Origin of the sequence: Streptomyces sp. NPDC059248 (genome assembly GCF_042753905.1) — a bacterium.
In the GTDB taxonomy this organism is placed as follows: domain Bacteria; phylum Actinomycetota; class Actinomycetes; order Streptomycetales; family Streptomycetaceae; genus Streptomyces.
Genome location: NZ_JBHYZV010000018.1, coordinates 18,391 through 38,974 on the forward strand (window position 1 = coordinate 18,391; position 20,584 = coordinate 38,974).

Annotated in this window: 13 protein-coding genes; 10 read left to right on the plus strand and 3 right to left on the minus strand. The window is 69.5% G+C overall.

Going from position 1 to position 20,584, the window contains the following annotated elements:
- Positions 1-156 precede the first annotated feature (156 nt).
- From acnA to ACFXG1_RS10260, 10 genes are all read left to right on the plus strand, one after another.
- Entirely contained in the window at positions 157-2,871 is a 2,715-nt protein-coding gene (gene acnA, locus ACFXG1_RS10215) for an aconitate hydratase AcnA (RefSeq protein WP_384741992.1), read from the plus strand.
- Positions 2,872-4,332: 1,461 nt separating this feature from the next.
- Positions 4,333-5,772, plus strand: a complete 1,440-nt coding sequence (gene ngcE / locus ACFXG1_RS10220) for an N-acetylglucosamine/diacetylchitobiose ABC transporter substrate-binding protein (RefSeq protein ID WP_384714997.1) — start codon at positions 4,333-4,335, stop codon at positions 5,770-5,772.
- A 98-nt stretch (positions 5,773-5,870) separates the two neighbouring features.
- The gene (locus ACFXG1_RS10225) at positions 5,871-6,800 is read left to right on the plus strand and encodes a carbohydrate ABC transporter permease (protein WP_384715000.1); all 930 of its coding nucleotides are present in this window, start codon (positions 5,871-5,873) and stop codon (positions 6,798-6,800) included.
- 1 nt (position 6,801) lies between these two features.
- Positions 6,802-7,746 carry a carbohydrate ABC transporter permease gene (locus ACFXG1_RS10230; RefSeq protein WP_384715003.1) on the plus strand — a complete coding sequence of 315 codons (945 nt, stop codon included), beginning with the start codon at positions 6,802-6,804 and terminating at the stop codon, positions 7,744-7,746.
- A 158-nt stretch (positions 7,747-7,904) separates the two neighbouring features.
- Positions 7,905-9,089 (plus strand): ROK family protein, encoded by a 1,185-nt coding sequence (locus ACFXG1_RS10235; RefSeq protein WP_384741995.1) that lies wholly within the window; start codon positions 7,905-7,907, stop codon positions 9,087-9,089.
- A gap of 133 nt (positions 9,090-9,222) precedes the next feature.
- Complete coding sequence (locus ACFXG1_RS10240; protein WP_384720831.1) at positions 9,223-10,347, plus strand: substrate-binding domain-containing protein; 1,125 nt, start codon at positions 9,223-9,225, stop codon at positions 10,345-10,347.
- Between the two features lie 126 nt (positions 10,348-10,473).
- Positions 10,474-11,262 (plus strand): ATP-binding cassette domain-containing protein, encoded by a 789-nt coding sequence (locus ACFXG1_RS10245; RefSeq protein WP_384720834.1) that lies wholly within the window; start codon positions 10,474-10,476, stop codon positions 11,260-11,262.
- The gene (locus tag ACFXG1_RS10250) at positions 11,259-12,638 is read left to right on the plus strand and encodes a sugar ABC transporter permease (protein ID WP_384741997.1); all 1,380 of its coding nucleotides are present in this window, start codon (positions 11,259-11,261) and stop codon (positions 12,636-12,638) included. Before ACFXG1_RS10245 ends, ACFXG1_RS10250 begins: the two co-directional genes overlap by 4 nt.
- A 267-nt stretch (positions 12,639-12,905) precedes the next feature.
- The gene (dxs, locus tag ACFXG1_RS10255; protein ID WP_384722844.1) at positions 12,906-14,861 is read left to right on the plus strand and encodes a 1-deoxy-D-xylulose-5-phosphate synthase; all 1,956 of its coding nucleotides are present in this window, start codon (positions 12,906-12,908) and stop codon (positions 14,859-14,861) included.
- A 160-nt stretch (positions 14,862-15,021) separates the two neighbouring features.
- Positions 15,022-16,560, plus strand: coding sequence for an amino acid permease (locus ACFXG1_RS10260; protein ID WP_384723100.1), 1,539 nt, complete (start codon positions 15,022-15,024; stop codon positions 16,558-16,560).
- Here the strand turns inward: ACFXG1_RS10260 and ACFXG1_RS10265 are convergent.
- The 3 genes from ACFXG1_RS10265 to ACFXG1_RS10275 all read right to left on the minus strand — a co-directional run bounded on the left by ACFXG1_RS10265 (position 16,557) and on the right by ACFXG1_RS10275 (position 20,362).
- On the minus strand, positions 16,557-16,934 hold the full coding sequence (locus ACFXG1_RS10265; protein ID WP_384741999.1) for an NTP pyrophosphohydrolase: 378 nt from the start codon (positions 16,932-16,934) through the stop codon (positions 16,557-16,559). The two genes, ACFXG1_RS10260 and ACFXG1_RS10265, sit on opposite strands and share 4 nt — an antisense overlap.
- Positions 16,935-17,018: 84 nt before the next feature.
- Entirely contained in the window at positions 17,019-19,148 is a 2,130-nt protein-coding gene (locus ACFXG1_RS10270; RefSeq protein ID WP_384721219.1) for a 3-hydroxyacyl-CoA dehydrogenase NAD-binding domain-containing protein, read from the minus strand.
- Entirely contained in the window at positions 19,145-20,362 is a 1,218-nt protein-coding gene (locus tag ACFXG1_RS10275; protein ID WP_384742001.1) for a thiolase family protein, read from the minus strand. The genes ACFXG1_RS10270 and ACFXG1_RS10275 overlap by 4 nt, the downstream gene beginning before the upstream one ends.
- Between the last annotated feature and the right edge of the window lie 222 nt (positions 20,363-20,584).

The following is a 20,584-nucleotide window of genomic DNA, read 5'->3' on the forward strand; positions in this document are numbered from 1 at the left end:
TGTACTAGAGTTATCTCGACATCGAGATAACTGCCCGGGCGTACCGCAGTCGCCATCCCGGTAAGGGTTACCTAACTAAGCCCTACCTTAGTGGATCGATGAGGGGCCATGGCGGCAGCATGACGTAGTACGCGCACTTTGATGAAGGAGACTGTCGTGTCGGCGAACAGCTTCGACGCCCGCAGCACGCTGCGCGTGGGCGACGAGTCGTACGAAATCTTCCGGCTGGACCAGGTCGAGGGCTCCGCGCGGCTGCCCTACAGCCTGAAGGTGCTGCTGGAGAACCTCCTCCGCACCGAGGACGGCGCGAACATCACCGCCGACCACATCCGGGCGCTCGGTGGCTGGGACTCCCAGGCCCAGCCGAGCCAGGAGATCCAGTTCACGCCGGCCCGCGTCATCATGCAGGACTTCACGGGTGTCCCCTGCGTCGTCGACCTCGCCACCATGCGCGAGGCCGTCAAGGAGCTGGGCGGCGACCCGGCGAAGATCAACCCGCTGGCCCCGGCCGAGCTGGTCATCGACCACTCCGTCATCGCCGACAAGTTCGGCACCCGCGACTCCTTCGCCCAGAACGTCGAGCTGGAGTACGGCCGCAACAAGGAGCGCTACCAGTTCCTGCGCTGGGGCCAGACCGCGTTCGACGAGTTCAAGGTCGTCCCGCCCGGCACCGGCATCGTCCACCAGGTGAACATCGAGCACCTGGCCCGTACCGTGATGGTCCGAGGCGGTCAGGCGTACCCCGACACCCTCGTCGGCACCGACTCCCACACCACCATGGTCAACGGCCTCGGTGTGCTGGGCTGGGGCGTCGGCGGCATCGAGGCCGAGGCCGCGATGCTCGGCCAGCCGGTCTCCATGCTCATCCCGCGCGTCGTCGGCTTCAAGCTGACCGGTGAGCTGACTCCCGGCACCACCGCCACCGACCTGGTGCTCACCATCACCGAGATGCTGCGCAAGCACGGCGTCGTCGGCAAGTTCGTCGAGTTCTACGGCGAGGGCGTGGCCGCCACGTCGCTGGCCAACCGCGCCACCATCGGCAACATGTCGCCGGAGTTCGGCTCCACCGCCGCGATGTTCCCGATCGACGACGAGACGCTGAAGTACCTGCGGCTGACCGGCCGCTCCGAGCAGCAGGTCGCGCTGGTCGAGGCGTACGCCAAGGAGCAGGGTCTCTGGCTGGACCCGGCCGCCGAGCCCGACTTCTCCGAGAAGCTGGAGCTGGACCTCTCCACCGTCGTCCCCTCCATCGCCGGACCGAAGCGCCCGCAGGACCGGATCGTCCTCGCGAACGCCGCCGAGCAGTTCGCCCTGGACGTCCGCAACTACGTCGAGGACGACGAGGAGGCGGGCAAGGAGTCCTTCCCGGCCTCGGACGCCCCCGCCGCCGCCAACGGTGTGCCGTCGCGCCCGACGCTGGTCACGGCCCCCGACGGCTCGACGTACGAGATCGACCACGGCGCCGTCACCGTCGCCGCGATCACCTCCTGCACCAACACCTCCAACCCGTATGTCATGGTCGCCGCCGCCCTGGTGGCCAAGAAGGCGGTCGAGAAGGGCCTCACCCGCAAGCCGTGGGTGAAGACGACCCTCGCCCCGGGTTCGAAGGTCGTGACCGACTACTTCGACAAGGCGGGTCTGACCCCCTACCTCGACAAGGTCGGCTTCAACCTCGTCGGCTACGGCTGCACCACCTGCATCGGCAACTCCGGCCCGCTGCCGGAGGAGGTCTCCAAGGCCGTCAACGAGCACGACCTGGCCGTCACCTCGGTGCTCTCCGGCAACCGCAACTTCGAGGGCCGGATCAACCCCGACGTCAAGATGAACTACCTGGCGTCCCCGCCGCTGGTCGTCGCCTACGCCCTCGCCGGTTCGATGAAGGTCGACATCACCCGGGACGCCCTGGGCATCGACCAGGACGGCAAGCCGGTCTACCTCCAGGACATCTGGCCGTCCGAGGCCGAGGTCAACGACGTCGTCGCCAACGCCATCGGCGAGGACATGTTCAACAAGTCCTACCAGGACGTCTTCGCGGGCGACGCCCAGTGGCAGGCGCTGCCGATCCCGACCGGCAACACCTTCGAGTGGGACCCCGAGTCCACCTACGTCCGCAAGCCCCCGTACTTCGAGGGCATGCAGATGGAGCCCTCGCCGGTGAACGACATCGCCGGCGCCCGGGTGCTGGCCAAGCTGGGCGACTCGGTCACCACCGACCACATCTCCCCGGCCGGTGCCATCAAGGCCGACACCCCGGCCGGCAAGTACCTCACGGAGCACGGCGTCGAGCGCCGCGACTTCAACTCCTACGGCTCGCGCCGTGGCAACCACGAGGTCATGATCCGGGGCACCTTCGCCAACATCCGGCTGCGGAACCAGATCGCACCGGGTACCGAGGGCGGCTTCACCCGCGATTTCACCCAGGCCGACGCGCCGGTGTCGTTCATCTACGACGCCTCCCGCAACTACATCGAGCAGGGCATCCCGCTGGTGATCCTCGCGGGCAAGGAGTACGGCTCCGGCTCCTCCCGCGACTGGGCCGCCAAGGGCACCGCGCTGCTCGGTGTGAAGGCCGTCATCGCCGAGTCGTACGAGCGCATCCACCGCTCGAACCTGATCGGCATGGGCGTCCTCCCGCTCCAGTTCCCGGAGGGCGCGAGCGCCGCGGCCCTGGGCCTGACCGGCGAGGAGACCTTCTCCTTCACCGGTGTGACCGAGCTGAACGAGGGCACCACGCCGCGGACGGTCAAGGTCACCACCGACACCGGTGTGGAGTTCGACGCGGTCGTCCGCATCGACACCCCCGGTGAGGCGGACTACTACCGCAACGGCGGCATCATGCAGTACGTCCTGCGGAACCTGATCCGCGGCTGACGCACCGGCACGACGAGGTCTTCACCAGAAGGCCCCAGGGCCGCACCCCGCGCGGGGTGCGGCCCTTCGCGCTGCCGGAACAGCCCGATCCCGGCCCGGGTGCGAGGGTCCCGCCGCAGGCGTCGGCGGCGCCCGGATCGTGCTGATACGTCCCGGTGGTGAAGGCGCGGCCGACCCGGCGGTGCGCGTGGCCGGATAGCGCAGGACCGTCTCCGGTATCGACGGGAAGCCCGCACGGCAGCCCGGTGTCGCGGCGGACGGCGAGACGGGACGCGGTCCCGCGTCGGCCGGGTCCCCGAGGGAAGGCACGGCCCTCCCGGGCGGTCGGGACCCGCCGTCGGCGGCCGTCCGCCGAGCCCTTCGGGCCCGCTCCCGGGGGCGTTTCCGCGGTCGCCGTCTACCCGGGGCAAGGCGTACCGGACGATCTTCGTGAGGGTTTCCGGGGGGAATTCGTTCCAAGTGATGGCGGCGAATTCCAGCCATTTCGCAGAGGGTCGGAGATCGACCGGATTCTCCTTCATGTCACCCGCGCTCGCGTTACTCGCCGCCGGCGCGGCCTCGGTCACCCGGTCGGTGGCATTGCCCGGTATTCCGATGGCGAATCCACCGTTGACGCCCGATGACCGCTTCTTTCGATCCGCCCCGGCTTCCACGGTATTGCTCCATTCCGGAGGGTGTTCAGCCGTTTCGAAGGAGTTCCGGATGGGGCGGTCGGCGCGGGGCGGCGGAGTGAATTCGAGGTCGGTGGCGGCCGGCCGCGCGGTGGTCGAAGCGGTCGGTACCGGCGGGTCGGCGGCGGGATGGGGGCGGGGGCGGCGGCGGGGGACGGCCGGCCCGAGCCGGTGTCCTGGTGCGGCCGTCACGGGGCTCCTTCCCCCGGGAACCGGGCTCTCCCTCGGTGCCGCTCCTGCTTGGCAACGTTGTCAGAAGAGTGGGCGCGCGCCGGCGGGAAGGCGGCTGCCGGTATGTGTCAAGAGGGCCGGTGCGGTGGCGGGCGCGATCATGGCGCGATGTGCTTGGAATCGGCCATTCCGCGAAGAACGATCAGGTCATACGTGCTGTCGCCGCTTCGCCGCATGTCAGGAGAGGGGCGGCGGGGCACCCCGCCGATGGGGCGGGGGAGATATCCGTACGGTCTCAACTAGGGAAAGACTGAAGGCGAACCTTGCTCTTGATCTTGCTCCCCCTGAGGGAAGTGGACTATACCTGTCGGCGTCCGAGCGGGTGTCCGATGACACCGCCCGGGCCAGGGGGAACGGGCGGGTGGGACGCCGTGTGCCGTAAAACGCGATGACCACCGCCGGGGCTCCCGAAGAAAGGTGCACTACCCAAGCTTTACTGGTTTTCCCCCTGCGGGAAATCACAGCAATTCACCGCGGTGGCGGGGCCCTTCGCCGGGAGGCGAGACGGACGGGGCGACTTGTTCACCGCCTGAGTCCTGATGAAGGCGAGGACTTGAGCATGGGATCCACCTCCGTCCACGAGAACGGCGGTCTCGGCCGTCGCAAGCTGATGAAGCGTTCCGCGGCGCTCGGCCTGATGACTGTTCCCACGGTGGGCTTTCTGTCCTCCTGTGCCAGCGGCGACAGCGACAAGGACAAGCCCAAGCAGGGCACCAAGTCCGCGAAGAACCCCCTCGCGGTCAACGAGTCGGCACAGCTCGACTTCGTGCTCTTCAACGGCGGTTTCGGCGACAAGTACGCCCGGGACGCCGTCAAGATCTACGAGACGAACTTCCCCAAGGCCACGGTGAAGTTCCACGCCACCCAGGCGATCCAGACCGAGCTCCAGCCGCGCTTCAACGGCGGCACCCCGCCGGACCTGATCGACAACTCCGGCAAAGAGCAGATGGACATGGGCGTCCTCGTCGCCCAGAAGCAGCTCACCGACCTCACGACGCTGCTCGACGCCCCGTCCTACGACGACCCGAAGAAGAAGGTTCGCGACACCCTGCGGCCCGGCATCGTCGAGATGGGCCAGTTCGAGGGCGACCCGGTGTGGATGCTCTACTACGCCTACACCGTCTACGGCGTCTGGTACTCGCAGAAGCTCCTCGACTCGCTCGAGGTCGAGTACCCGCAGACCTGGGACCAGATGCTGGAGGTCTGCAAGAAGGCCAAGGCCAAGGGCATCGCGGCCTGGACGTACGCGGGTGTCCACCCGTACTACATCCCGTTCACGCTCTACCCGATGATCGCCAAGCGCGGCGGCCCCGACGTGATCAAGGCGATCGACAACCTGGAGCCGAACGCCTGGAAGCACGCCGCGGTCAAGGACTGTTTCGAGGCGTACTACGAGCTGAAGAAGAAGGGTTACGTCCTCGACGGCACCCCGGGCCTGGACCACATCCAGTCGCAGACCAAGTGGACCGAGGGCAAGGCGCTCTTCATCCCCAACGGCTCGTGGGTGGAGAACGAGGCCGCCAACACGATGCCGAAGGACTTCAACCTGGCCGTCAGCGCCCCCACGGGCATCGACTCCAGCGACAAGATGCCCTTCGGTACCCTCTGGGCCTCCGGCGGCGAGCCGTTCATCGTCCCCTCCAAGGCGAAGAACCCGCAGGGCGGTATGGAGCAGCTGCGGATCATGCTCTCCGAGGCCTCATCCAAGAACTTCACGCAGTCCGTGAAGTCGCTGAGCGCGCTGGACGGCGGCACCGACGGCATCGAGCTGACCCCGGGCATGAAGTCCGTCGTCGCCGCGCTCAAGACGGCGGGTACGAATGTGGTCAACCCGCGGCTCGGAGACTGGTACGCGGCGCTTCAGAAGGAGAAGATCGGTGCCGCCCTGGGCGAGCTGATGGCGGGCCGGATCACCCCGGCCGAGGCCATCAAGAAGGCCCAGGGTTACGCCGACGAGACCGCCAAGGACTCCTCCATCAAGAAGTTCAAGCGCCAGTGAACCCTGCCGGGGCCCCGTCCGGCCGACCGGGAACGGGGCCCCGGCTCTCCACACGGCACCAGCGGTGCTTTCCGAGGGAAGATCGGGGTCGGTAGGAAATGCAGCACGGTAAGTACCGTTTCATCGCGGGGTTCCTGGTGGTCCCCCTGGCGCTCTACGCGCTCTTCGTCATCTGGCCGTTCATCCAGTCCATCTACTACTCGTTCACGGACTGGACGGGACTCAGTCCCGAGTTCACGATGGTCGGCTTCGACAACTACACCAGGATGTTCGAGGACGACGTCTTCTGGAAGTCGCTCCAGCACAGCCTGACCTTCGCGGTGGCGCTGCCGCTGGTGACGATCGGTCTTGCGCTCTTCTTCGCGTTCATGATCAATGTCGGCGGGCGGCGGCGCAAGGGCGCGGCGATCGCGGGAGTCCGGGGCTCGGGCTTCTACAAGATCGTCTACTTCTTCCCGCAGGTCCTGTCGATCGCGATCGTGGCGCTGCTCTTCAAGTTCGCGTACAACCCCGCGGACGGAGCCATCAACTCGGCGCTGAAGGCCTTCGGCCTGGGCAGCGTCCAGCCCGAGTGGCTGGGGGATCCCGATCTCGCGCTGCTCTGTGTGATGGTCGTCCTCGTCTGGTCGACCGTGGGCTTCTTCGTGGTCCTCTTCTCCGCGGGCATGGCGTCCATCCCCCGGGACTTCTACGAGGCCGCCCTGCTGGACGGCGCCAGCCGCTTCACCACCTTTTTCAAGATCACCCTGCCGCTGCTCTGGGACACCGTGCAGTCCGGGTGGATCTATATGGGCATCCTCGCGCTGGGCGCCGAGTCCTTCGCGGTGGTCCAGATCATGACGGTCGGCCCCAGCGGTGGTGGCCCCGACTACTCGACCATCGTCATGCCGCTGTACGTGTACCAGAAGGCATTCCGCGACGGCCAGGCCGCCTACGCGACGACCATCGGTGTCGCCCTCCTCTTCGTCACCCTGTTGTTCGCGGCAGTGGTGATGCGACTGGGTCGGCGCGAGCGGCTGGAGTACTGAGATGAAGACGACTGACACCACGGCCGAGGACCTGGCCGGCGACGGCGGCCCCGAGGAGACGAAGACGGCCGGAGCGCCCCGGCGGACCGGCTCCGGTTCCGGGGCGGCGAAGGAGAAGTCCGAGGGCGGCGTCCTCAACGTCTTCTCCCACGGAGTGCTGATCATCTGGGCGATCCTGGTGGTGCTGCCGCTGCTCTGGGCGGTGATGTCCTCCGTCAAGACCGACAAGGCGATCTTCACCACGCCGTGGTCGCTGCCGGACAAGCTCCACTTCGAGAACTGGTCGCGCGCCTGGAACGAGGCGCATATGAACGACTACTTCCTCAATACGATCCTGGTGGTGGGCGGCTCCCTGATCGGGACCCTGCTGCTGGGCTCGATGGCCGCCTACGTCCTGGCCCGGTTCGAGTTCCCCGGGAACCGGTTCATCTACTTCCTCTTCATCGGAGGAATGAGCTTCCCGGTCATCCTGGCGCTGGTGCCGCTGTTCTACGTCCTCCAGAACATGTCCATGCTGAACACCCTGCACGGACTGATCCTGGTGTACATCGCCTACTCGCTGCCGTTCACCGTCTTCTTCCTGACGGCGTTCTTCCGGACGCTGCCGACCTCGGTGGCGGAAGCGGCGTTCATGGACGGCGCCTCGCACACCCGGACGTTCTTCCAGGTCATGCTGCCGATGGCCAAGCCCGGACTGATCAGTGTAGGGATCTTCAACTTCCTCGGGCAATGGAACCAGTATCTGCTGCCCACGGTGCTCAACACCGATCCGGACCGGAAGGTGCTCTCCCAGGGGCTGGTCCAGCTCGCGGTCAGCCAGGGATACAAGGGTGACTACTCGGGCCTCTTCGCCGGACTGGTGATGGCGATGCTGCCCGTACTCGCCGCGTACATCGTCTTCCAGCGACAGGTGGTGGCCGGTCTGACGGCGGGCGCCCTCAAATAGCCCGCCCGCGCCCTCCCGGGGGCGCCTCAAGGCCCGACGCCCCCGGCTGATGTCCCGCCGGGGGCGTCGACGTATGCCCTCGACCTCTTGACGCGATTCCCCCGGAAGGGTCAGCTTGGAGTTCACATGTTGTACGCATCCGGTGGGAGTGGTGGGTCGTGGAGACTCCGGGTTCGCAGACGTCCCTGCACCGGGCCAATCTGGAGCGGGTCGTCCGGGCCGTCCGGATGGCGGGCTCGCTGACCCAGGCCGAGATCGCCCGGAGCACCGGCCTCTCCGCCGCCACCGTCTCCAATATCGTCCGGGAGCTGAAGGAGAGCGGCACCGTCGAGGTGACGCCCACGTCGGCCGGTGGCCGGAGGGCCCGGTCGATCTCCCTCAGCGGGGACGCCGGGGTCGTCGTCGGAGTCGATTTCGGCCATACCCATCTGCGGGTCGCCGTCGCCGACCTCGCCCACCAGGTGCTCGCCGAAGACTCCGCCCCGCTCGATGTGGACTCCTCCGCCGGGACCGGCTTCGACCTGGCCGAACGGATGGTCACCGGGCTGATCGCCGGGACCGGCACCGACCCGGCCAAGGTCCTCGGGGTCGGGCTCGGGGTGCCGGGGCCCATCGACGGCGAGTCCGGGGTCATCGGCCCCACCTCCATGCTGCCGGGCTGGGTGGGCTCCAACCCCGGCAAGGAGATGTCGGAGCGGCTCGGCGTCCCGGTCCACGTGGACAACGACGCCAATCTGGGGGCCCTGGGGGAGCTGGTCTGGGGCGCCGCCCGCGGCGTCGGCGACCTCGCCTACATCAAGGTCGCCGGCGGCGTCGGAGCCGGTCTGGTGATGGGCGGGCGGATCTACCGGGGGCCCGGCGGCACCGCGGGCGAGATCGGCCATCTCACGCTCGACGAGTCGGGCCCGGTCTGCCGCTGCGGCAACCGCGGCTGTCTGGAGACCTTCGCCGCCGTACGGTACGTACTCCCGCTGCTGCACGCCGCCCACGGCCCCGGGCTGACCATGGACCGGGTGGTACGGCTCGCCAGGAGCGGCGACCCCGGCTGCGCCCGGGTGATCGCCGACACCGGACGGCATCTGGCGGTCGGGGTGGGGGCGCTCTGCAATCTGCTCAACCCCCGGGTCGTGGTGGTGGGCGGGGAGATCGCCGAGGCGGGCGAGGTGCTGCTCGCCCCGCTGCGCTCCGCGCTGACCAGGTACGCCATCCCGAGCGCCGTCCAGCGGCTGACCGTGGTCAAGGGCGCCCTCGGCGCCCGCGCCGAGGTGCTCGGCGCCCTGGCGCTGGTCCTGAGCGAGATGGGGGACTCCGCCCTGGTCGGGCGAAGCACCCCCAAACCGTGAGAAGCCTTCACTTAGAGAACGGATGGCACCGTTGTCATCTCGTTAATGATTTACTCCTTGACCTCGTTGTGACGGCCGAGTTGACTGCCTGTCACCTCGGCCGCAATGACGCGGCCCCGTCAGGGAGGTAACGATGAACGCTCAGCTGCGCCGTGCCGTGGTCGCCGCCGTCACCGCCGCGACGGCCGTGACCCTCAGCGCCTGCGGCAGTGCGAAGGAGTCCGGGGACAAGGGCGGCGACGGCGCCACGAAGACGAAGGCCGTCAAGGGCGACGACATCACCGTCGGCCTGCTCCTCCCGGAGAACCAGACCGCGCGCTACGAGAAGTTCGACAAGCCACTGATCGAGAAGCGGATCAGCGAGCTGACCCGGGGCAAGGGCAAGGTCGTCTACGCCAACGCCAAACAGGACGCGAGCCTGCAGACCCAGCAGATCGACACGATGATCACCCAGAAGGTGGACGTCCTGGTGCTGGACGCGGTGGACTCCAAGGCCGTCGCGGGCGGGGTGCGCAAGGCGAAGGAGGCGGGCATCCCGGTGGTCGCCTACGACCGGCTGGCCGAGGGCCCCATCGACGCCTACACCTCGTTCGACAACGAGGCGGTCGGCCGGGTCCAGGGCGAGGCGCTGCTCGCCGCCCTCGGGGACAAGGCCAAGTCGGGCCGGATCGTGATGATGAACGGCTCCGTCACCGACCCCAACGCCGCCCTGTACAAGAAGGGCTCCCACGCCGTCCTCGACGGCAAGGTGAACATCGGCAGGGAGTACGACACCAAGGAGTGGAAGCCGGAGAACGCCAACTCCAATATGGAGAGCGCGATCACCGCCCTCGGCAAGGACGAGATCATCGGGGTCTACTCCGCCAACGACGGTATGGCGGGCGGCATCATCACCGCCCTCAAGGCCGCCGGGTACGACAAGCTGCCCCCGGTCACGGGACAGGACGCGGAACTCGCCGCCGTCCAGCGGATCGTCGCCGGTGAGCAGTACCAGAGCGTCTACAAGCCCTACGCGGGCGAGGCGAACGCCGCCGCCGAGATGGCCGTCGCCCTGGCCCGGGGCGAGAAGCCGGGCGCCGTGGCGAAGGACTCGGTCGACAGCCCCACCACCAAGGGCGTCCCGTCCGTCCTCGTCGACGTCGTCTCCCTCACCAAGGACAACGTCCGGGACACCGTCCTCAAGGACGGCATCTACACCGCCGCCGAGATCTGCACCGACAAGTACCGCACCGCCTGTGACGCGCTCGGACTGAAGTAGCCGGCGCCCCGCGGCGCCCCCGCACGGGGCGCCGCGGCCCCCGTAGAACCCGTGCCGCGGCCTCCTCCCTCCCGCTCGAACGGACGGGCCCGGACGCGTACCCCCGCCGGTCAGGCGGCGAAGGAGTTGGTTGATGTGTCCGCTGCGCCGGTACTGGCGTTGCGCGGGGTCTCGAAGCGCTTCGGCGCCGTACAGGCCCTGACCGAGGTGGATCTGGAGGTCCACGCCGGTGAGGTGGTCGCCCTCGTCGGCGACAACGGAGCCGGGAAGTCCACCCTGGTCAAAACGATCGCCGGGGTCCACGCCGTCGACGACGGGACCGTGGAGTGGCGGGGAAGGCCGGTACGGATCGAGAAGCCCCACGACGCCCAGGACCTGGGGATCGCCACCGTCTACCAGGACCTCGCGCTCTGCGACAACCTCGATGTCGTCGGCAATCTCTTCCTCGGCCGGGAGCTGAGACGCTCCGGCGTCCTCGACGAGATAGAGATGGAGCGCCGCTCCCATGAGCTGCTGACCACCCTGGCCATCCGGATCCCGAGCGTACGGATCCCGGTGGCATCGCTCTCCGGCGGTCAGCGCCAGACCGTGGCCATCGCCCGCTCCCTGCTCGGCGAGCCGCGTCTGGTGATCCTGGACGAGCCCACCGCGGCCTTGGGCGTCGAGCAGACCGCCCAGGTGCTCGACCTGGTGGAACGGCTGCGGGAACGCGGCCTCGCGATCATTCTCATCAGCCACAACATGGCGGACGTCCAGGCGGTCGCCGACCGGGTCGCGGTGCTGCGGCTCGGCCGGAACAACGGCGTCTTCGAGATCGGCGCCGCCTCCCGGGAGGACATCGTCGCCGCGATCACCGGCGCCACGGACAACGCGGTCACCCGGCGGGCCGCACGCGGTGAGGAGGCGGTCCGATGAGCACGGGACCGAAGACCCCCGCGGAGGGGTCCGCGGGAAGGACATCCCCGGAGCAGGAGAAGGGGACGGAGAAGGAGAAGGGGCGGACGTCCCCGGACAAGGGGACCGGCCGGAAACCGCCCGTGGTCGGCGCCCCGGCCGCCGCGCCGGACGCGATCACCGCCATCGACCCCCGGCTGCTCGTCCGCGAGGAGGGGTTCGCCGGATACGCCGCCGAGTTCCGGCGCCGGATGCGCTCCGGTGAGCTGGGCTCCGTACCGGTCGTGGTCGGCCTGATCGTCATCTGGGCCACCTTCCAGACGCTCAACCCGGCGTTCATGTCGGCGCAGAACGTCTCCAACATCTCCGTCGACATCGCGGGCACCGGGCTGATCGCGGTCGGTGTGGTCTTCGTCCTCCTCCTCGGCGAGATCGACCTCTCCGTGGGCTCGGTCAGCGGGCTCGCGGGCGCGGCCTTCGGCGTACTGAACATCACCCACGGGGTGCCCGAGTGGCTCGCGCTGATCCTGGCGGTGCTCTCCGGGACCGCGGCCGGGGTGGTGCACGGCGTCTTCTTCGCCCGGATCGGGGTACCCGCCTTCGTCGTCACCATGGCCGGGCTGCTGGCGTGGAACGGGCTGATGCTCCAGATCCTCGGCGCCAACGGCACCATCAACCTCGACGACTCCGGTCTGGTGGCCAAGCTCACCACCTACTACTTCTCCGACATCGCCGCGGCCTACGGGCTCGCCACCGCCGCCGTCGCCGGATACGCCGCCGCCGCGTTCCTCGGCGCCCGCCGGCGGGAGGCGGCCGGGGTGCCGTCCCGGCCGGCGAGCGAGCTGCTGCTGCGGACGGCGCTGCTGGCCGCGGTCTGCTATCCGGTCGCCTACCTCCTCAACCAGTACAAGGGCCTGCCGCTGGCCCTGGTGATCTTTCTGACCGCGGTCGTCGTGAGCGACTTCGTGCTGCGGCGGACCGGCTTCGGCCGCAAGGTCTTCGCGCTGGGCGGCAGCATCGAGGCGTCCCGGCGCGCCGGGATCGACGTGGCCGCCGTCCGGATCACGGTCTTCGCCGTCGCCGGGACCCTGGCCGCGATGGGCGGACTGATGCTCGCCTCCAAGATCAACGCGGCGAACCAGGGCGCGGGCTCCGGCGATCTGCTGATGAGCTCCATCGCCGCCGCGGTGATCGGCGGCACCAGCCTCTTCGGCGGCCGGGGCCGGACCTGGTCCGCCCTGCTCGGAGTACTGGTGATCGTCTCCATCCAGAAGGGGCTCCAGCTGGAGAGCATCGACGAACCCGTCAAATACATGATCACCGGCGGGGTGCTGCTGGCCGCCGTGGTGATCGACTCGGTCTCCCGCCGTACGCAGAAGGCGGCGGGCCGGGCCTGACGCCGCCGGTCCTCCCGGCGGATCCCCCGGGACCGGGCGCCCCGGGGGATCCGCCACGCCCGGGCGGGCGTGAGACGTCCCTCACACCATCCGGTGAACGGCCCGGTGGCACCGTTCACCCGCAGGGGCGTTCAGTTGTTCGTGCGGTGACAGCCCGCCCCTTCGGTCGCGCCGCACGGCCCAAACACTAGACTCGGTCAGATCACCGGCTCGACGGCGACGAAACGACCAGCTCATACGCCCAGCTCAACACGCAAGGAGGCACGGGTGACGCTGCTTACCCGTATCAGGGGACCGCGCGATCTGGACTCGCTCAGCCCGGAGCAGCTGGTTCAGCTGGCCGCGGAGATCCGCACCTTCCTCGTGGACGCGGTCGCCAAGACCGGCGGCCACCTGGGGCCCAATCTGGGCGTGGTCGAGCTGACCATCGCCCTGCACCGGGTCTTCGAATCCCCGAGGGACCGGATCCTGTGGGACACCGGCCACCAGAGCTACGTACACAAGCTGCTCACCGGCCGCCACGACTTCTCCCGGCTGAAGATGAAGGGCGGCCTCTCCGGCTACCCCTCCCAGGCCGAGTCCGACCACGACGTCATCGAGAACTCGCACGCCTCCACCGTCCTCGGCTGGGCCGATGGTCTGGCCAAGGCGAACGAGGTCCTGAAGAAGGACGACCACGTCGTGGCCGTCATCGGCGACGGCGCCCTCACCGGCGGTATGGCCTGGGAGGCGCTGAACAACATCGCCGCCGCCAAGGACCGCCCCCTGGTGATCGTGGTCAACGACAACGAGCGCTCCTACGCGCCGACGATCGGCGGCCTCGCCAACCACCTGGCGACCCTCCGTACCACCGACGGCTACGAGCGGTTCCTCGCCCGCGGCAAGGACATCCTCGGCCGTACCCCGGTCGTCGGGAAGCCGCTGTACGAGACCCTCCACGGCGCCAAGAAGGGCCTGAAGGACTTCATCGCCCCGCAGGGCATGTTCGAGGACCTCGGCCTGAAGTACGTCGGCCCCATCGACGGCCACGACATCGAGGCGCTGGAGTCCGCGCTGGCCCGCGCCAAGCGCTTCAAGGGCCCGGTCATCATCCACTGCCTCACCGAGAAGGGCCGCGGCTACCAGCCCGCCCTCCAGGACGAGGCCGACCGCTTCCACGCCGTCGGCAAGATCCACCCCGACACCGGGCTGCCCATCGCCTCCTCCGGTCTCGACTGGACCTCCGTCTTCGGCGAGGAGATGGTCAAGCTGGGCGAGGAGCGCCCCGACGTGGTGGCGATCACCGCGGCCATGCTCCAGCCCGTCGGCCTCGACAAGTTCGCCAAGGCGTTCCCCGACCGGGTCTACGACGTCGGCATCGCCGAGCAGCACGGCGCCGCGTCCGCCGCCGGACTCGCCACCGGTGGCGTGCACCCCGTCTTCGCCGTCTACGCGACGTTCCTGAACCGGGCCTTCGACCAGGTGCTGATGGATGTCGCCCTGCACCGCTGCGGGGTGACCTTCGTGCTCGACCGGGCCGGGATCACCGGCACCGACGGCCCCTCCCACAACGGCATGTGGGACATGTCGATCCTCCAGGTCGTGCCCGGCCTGCGGATCGCCGCGCCGCGCGACGCCGACCAGGTGCGCGCCCAGCTCCGCGAGGCCGTCGCCGTCGACGACGCGCCCACCGTCGTCCGCTTCTCCAAGGGCGCCGTCGGGCCCTCGGTCAAGGCCGTCGGCCGGGTCGGCGGGATGGACGTCCTGCGCGAGCCCGGTACGGACACCCCGGACGTCCTCCTGGTCTCCGTCGGCGCCCTCGCCCCGATGTGTCTGGAGATCGCCGCACTCCTCGACCAGCAGGGCATCTCGACCACGGTCGTCGACCCCCGCTGGGTCAAGCCCGTCGACGAGGCGCTCGTCCCGCTCGCCGACCGGCACCGGGTCGTCGTCACCGTCGAGGACGGCGTCCGTACCGGCGGGGTGGGCGCCGCGGTCGCCCAGGCCCTGCGGGACGCGCAGATCGACGTACCGCTGCGCGACTTCGGCATCCCGCCGCGCTTCCTCGACCACGCGTCGCGCGCCGAACTGCTCACCGAGATCGGGCTGACCGCGCCGGATATCGCCCGCCAGGTCACCGGCCTGGTCTCCCGGCTCGACGGCAGGTTCGTCGACGGCGGGACCGAGACGGCCGACACGGCGGACTCCGAGGCCGCCGCCGCGGTGGAGCACGTCCGGGACTGACCCGGACCGGACTGACCCGGACCGGACCGGACTGGACCGGACCGGACCCCGGGCCGGTAGGACCACCCCTGACGGGTGGTCCTACCGGCCCATTCGCGTGAAACCCACCCGTACGGACCCCGGTGGACCACGGGTCGTCCCGATCATGTCGGGACGACAGATGTGGAGGTCCACGGTGAGTTCTCAGACCGGCCCCGCGCCCAGGGCGGGCGCCTTCCGTACGAAGACCGTCGAGCAGTCCATCCGGGACACCGAGGAGCCGGAGCACGCCCTCAGGAAGTCCCTCTCCGCGCTCGATCTCACGGTCTTCGGCGTCGGGGTCATCATCGGAACCGGCATCTTCGTCCTGACCGGTGCCGTGGCCAAGGAGAACGCGGGCCCCGCCACGGCGCTCGCCTTCGTCGCCGCCGGGATCGTCTGCGCGCTGGCCGCCCTCTGCTACGCCGAGTTCGCGTCCACCGTGCCCGTCGCCGGTTCCGCGTACACCTTCGCGTACGCGTCCCTCGGCGAGCTGCCCGCCTGGATCATCGGCTGGGACCTCGTCCTCGAATTCGCCCTCGGTACGGCGGTGGTCGCCGTCGGCTGGTCCGGCTATCTGCGGTCCCTGATGGACAACGTCGGCTGGCAGCTGCCGGACGCCCTCGCCGGCACCAATCACGACACCGGCTTCGGCTTCGATCTGCTGGCTTTTCTGCTGGTCCTGGCGTTGACGGTGGTCCTGGTCATCGGGATGAAGCTCTCGGCCCGGGTCACCGGACTGATTGTGGCGATCAAGCTCGCGGTGGTCCTCATCGTCATCATCGCGGGCTCGTTCTTCGTCAAGGCGTCCAACTACGACCCGTTCATCCCCCCGGCCGAGCCGCAGACCGGCGGCTCCGGGCTCCAGGAACCCCTGGTCCAGCTGCTGTTCGGATATGCCCCGACCAACTTCGGCGTGATGGGCATCTTCACCGCCGCCTCCATCGTCTTCTTCGCCTTCATCGGCTTCGACGTGGTCGCCACGGCCGCCGAGGAGACCCGGCTGCCACAGCGCGACATGCCGCGCGGGATCCTCGGCTCCCTGGTCATCTGCACCGTGCTGTACGTCGCCGTGTCGATCGTCGTCACCGGTATGCAGCACTACTCCGAACTCTCCGTCGACGCCCCGCTCGCCGACGCCTTCAAGTCCACCGGGCACCCCTGGTACGCGGGCGTCATCAGCTTCGGTGCCGTCATCGGCCTGATGTCGGTCTGTCTGATCCTGCTGCTGGGCCAGACCCGGGTGTTCTTCGCGATGAGCCGGGACGGGTTGCTGCCGCGCTTCTTCTCCGTCACCCACCCCACCTTCCGCACCCCCTACCGCGCCACGATCCTCCTCGGTGTCGCCATCGCGATCATCGCGGGTTTCACCAATATCGAGGAGCTGGCGGTCCTGGTGAACATCGGCACCCTCTTCGCCTTCGTCGTCGTCGCCCTGGGCGTGCTGATCCTCCGCCGCACCCGGCCCGACCTGCCCCGCGCCTTCCGCACCCCGCTGGTGCCCTGGCTGCCGATCGCCTCCGTGGCCGCGTCCGTGTGGCTGATGCTCAATCTGCCCACGGAGACCTGGCTGCGGTTCGGCGGTTGGATGCTGCTCGGCGTGATCGTCTACTACGCCTACGGCCGCCGCCACAGCCGCCTCGGCAAGCAGGAGAAGGCCGGGGCTCCGGAGAAGTCCTAGGCAGGCCCGTAGACGGTGCGTGGGCCCACGCAGACGCCGCCCGCGCGGGTGACCCGGTCCCGAAGGCCGCGGTCGGCCGTGACGACCACACAGGGGCGTCGGGCGGACTCGTCGGCCACCAGACCGGCGATCAGGTCGTCACCGCTGCCGGGCGCGTCGGCCACCCGCACGTCCGGTACCGGGGTGACGCCGCGGGCCGCGCCCTCCACGACCAGGACGACCTCCAGCGGGCCCGGGTGGCCCGGTACGCCGTCGGCGGCGTACCGGACCAGCCGGTCCCGCAGGCGTTCGGCGGCGGCGCGGCGGTCGCGCCACCAGCCGTCGGGCACCGAGCCCACGACATTGGCGCCGTCGACGATCAGCAGAGTCACCATGCGGGTCCCATCGGACGGGGAGACGGGAAAAGGGGGAGGGGCCGTACGGAACAGTTCCGTACGGCCCCTCGATACTCCACCACGTCACACGGGGACGCTGGCCACCCCCGGGGCGAGGAACGGCTTGCCGTTGACCCGCTCGGAGACGCCCTCACGGTCCAGATACGGGGTGATACCGCCCAGGTGGAACGGCCAGCCGGCGCCCGTGATCAGGCACAGGTCGATGTCCTGGGCCTCGGCCACGACACCGTCGGCGAGCATCAGGCCGATCTCCTGCGCGACGGCCTCCAGCACCCGGGCCCGTACCCGCTCCTCGGTGAGGACCGTGTCGCCCTGCTTCAGCAGCGCCGCGACCTCCGGGTCCAGCTCCGGCTTCCCGGAGTCGTAGACATAGAAGCCCCGCTTGCCTGCCGCGACCACGGCGGCCAGGTTGGGGGAGACCGTGAAGCGGTCCGGGAACGAGCGGTTGAGGGTCTCGGAGACATGCAGCCCGATCGCCGGGCCGACCAGCTCCAGCAGGACCAGCGGTGACATCGGCAGGCCGAGCGGTTCCACCGCCTTCTCGGCGACGGCGACCGGTGTCCCCTCGTCGATCACGTTCTGGATCTCGCCCATGAAGCGGGTCAGGATCCGGTTCACCACGAACGCCGGGGCGTCCTTGACCAGGACGGCGGTCTTCTTCAGCTTCTTCGCCACGGCGAAGGCGGTCGCCAGGGACGCCTCGTCCGTCCGCTCACCGCGGACGATCTCCAGCAGCGGCAGGATCGCCACCGGGTTGAAGAAGTGGAAGCCGACGACCCGCTCCGGGTGCTTCAGCTTGGACGCCATCTCGGAGACCGAGAGGGAGGAGGTGTTGGTCGCCAGGATCGCGTGGGCCGGGGCGACCGCCTCGACCTCCGCGAAGACCTGCTGCTTGACGCCCATCTCCTCGAAGACGGCCTCGATCACGAAGTCGGCGTCGGCGAAGCCCTCCGCCTTGTCCAGGACACCCGTCACCAGGGCCTTGAGCCGGTTCGCCCGGTCCTGGTCGATCCGGCCCTTGGCGAGCAGCTTCTCGATCTCGGCGTGGACGTATCCGACACCCTTGTCGATCCGCTCCTGGTCGATGTCGGTCAGCACGACCGGCACCTCCAGACGGCGCAGGAACAGCAGCGCGAGCTGCGAGGCCATCAGACCGGCGCCCACGACACCGACCTTGGTGACCGGGCGGGCCAGGTTCTTGTCCGGCGCGCCGACCGGGCGCTTGCCCCGCTTCTGCACCAGGTTGAAGGCGTAGAGACCGCTGCGCAGCTCACCGCCCATGATCAGGTCGGCCAGCGCCTGGTCCTCGGCGTCGAACCCGGCCTGCGCGTCGCCGTCCTTCGCGGCGGCGAGGATGTCGAGCGCGCGGTAGGCGGCGGGGGCGGCGCCGTGCACCTTGGCGTCGGCGATCGCCCGGCCGCGGGCGACGGCCGCGTCCCAGGCCGCGCCGCGGTCGACCGGGGCGCGCTCCACCACGGTGTCGCCGTTGAGGACCGCGGCGGTCCACAGCAGCGACTGCTCCAGGAAGTCCGCGCCGTCGAAGATCGCGTCGGCGATGCCCAGATCGAGGACCTGCGGACCCTTCAGCTGACGGTTCTGGTTGAGGGCGTTCTCGATGATCACCGTCACGGCGCGGTCGGCGCCGATCAGGTTCGGCAGCAGGGCGCAGCCGCCCCAGCCCGGGACGAGACCGAGGAAGACCTCGGGCAGCGAGAAGGCCGGGATCGCCCGGGAGACCGTACGGTACGAGCAGTGCAGGCCGATCTCGACGCCGCCGCCCATCGCCGCGCCGTTGTAGTAGGCGAAGGTGGGGACGGCGAGCCCCGAGAGGCGCTTGAAGACGTCGTGGCCGCTCCTGCCGATGGCGAGCGCGTCCTCGTGGCGGCGGAGCAGTTCGACGCCCTTGAGGTCGGCGCCCACGGCGAAGATGAACGGCTTGCCGGTCAGCCCGGCGCCGGTGATCGAGCCCGCCGCGGCCTCGGCCTCGACCTGGTCGATCGCCGCGTTCAGATTCGCCAGCGACCGGGGGCCGAAGGTGGTCGGCTTGGTGTGGTCGAGGCCGTTGTCCAGCGTGATCAGGGCGAAGCGCCCGGCGCCGTACGGCAGATCCAGATGGCGTACGTGCGCGCTGGTGACGACCTCGTCGGGGAACAGCTCGGCCGCCCCTTCGAGCAGTGCGGTGGTGGTGCTCACTTGTCCCCCTCGAAGTGCGGGTTCTCCCAGACGACGGTGGCGCCCATGCCGAAGCCGACGCACATGGTGGTGAGGCCGTAGCGGACCTCGGGCCGGTCCTCGAACTGCCGGGCCAGCTGGGTCATCAGCCGGATGCCGGAGGAGGCCAGCGGGTGGCCGAACGCGATCGCGCCGCCGTACTGGTTGACCCTCGGGTCGTCGTCGGCGATGCCGTAGTGCTCCAGGAACGCCAGCACCTGGACCGCGAACGCCTCGTTGATCTCGAACAGACCGATGTCGTCGATCGTCAGGCCCGCCTGGGCGAGCGCCTTCTCGGTGGCGGGGATCGGGCCGTAGCCCATCACCTCGGGCTCCACCCCGGCGAAGGAGTACGACACCAGCCGCATCCGCACCGGCAGCCCGTGCTCACGGGCGAACTCCTCGGAGGTGACGATCGCGGCGGTGGCGCCGTCGTTGAGCCCGGCTGCGTTGCCCGCGGTGACCCGGCCATGGGTGCGGAACGGGGTCTTCAGACCGGCCAGGTTCTCCAGGGTGGTCCCCGGGCGCATCGGCTCGTCCCGGGTGGCGAGCCCCCAGCCGGTCTCCCCGGCCTCGGGGCTGGTGCGTCGGATCGCGATCGGCACCAGATCCTGCTGGATCTTTCCGTCGGCGTACGCCTTGGCCGCCTTCTCCTGGGACCGTACGGCGTACTCGTCGGCGCGCCGCTTGGTGATGGAGGGGAAGCGGTCGTGCAGGTTCTCCGCCGTCATGCCCATGAACAGGGCGGACTCGTCGACGAGCTTCTCGGAGACGAATCGGGGGTTCGGGTCGACGCCCTCGCCCATCGGGTGGCGGCCCATGTGCTCGACACCGCCCGCGATCACGGCGTCGTACGCGCCGAAGGCGATCGACCCGGCGGTCGTCGTCACGGCGGTCAGGGCGCCCGCGCACATCCGGTCCACCGAGTAGCCCGGTACGGACGAGGGCAGCCCCGCCAGGATCCCGGCGGTCCGGCCGATCGTCAGGCCCTGGTCGCCGATCTGCGTGGTGGCTGCGACGGCGACCTCGTCGATCTTCGCCGGGTCGAGGGCCGGGTTGCGGCGCAGCAGCTCCCGGATCGCCTTCACGACCAGGTCGTCGGCGCGGGTCTCGTGGTAAATGCCCTTCGGGCCCGCCTTGCCGAACGGGGTGCGGACGCCGTCGACGAAGACGACGTCCCTGAGGGTACGAGGCACGATGGCTCTCCTCCAGGTGCGGGATGGCACTGCTGCGGGGCGCGATGGCTGAGCGCGCGCTTGGCCCCATGCTACTTGCGGGTAACTCACGTGCCCAGCCCCTGCCCTGCGAGCGGCGTCACATTCCCCCGGCCGGTGGCCGATCGCGCGGTTCCGCCGCCTGCGCCTGGCGGTGTGGGGCGACCCCGGCAGCCCTGAAACCTCCGGCTGCCCCGCACCGGG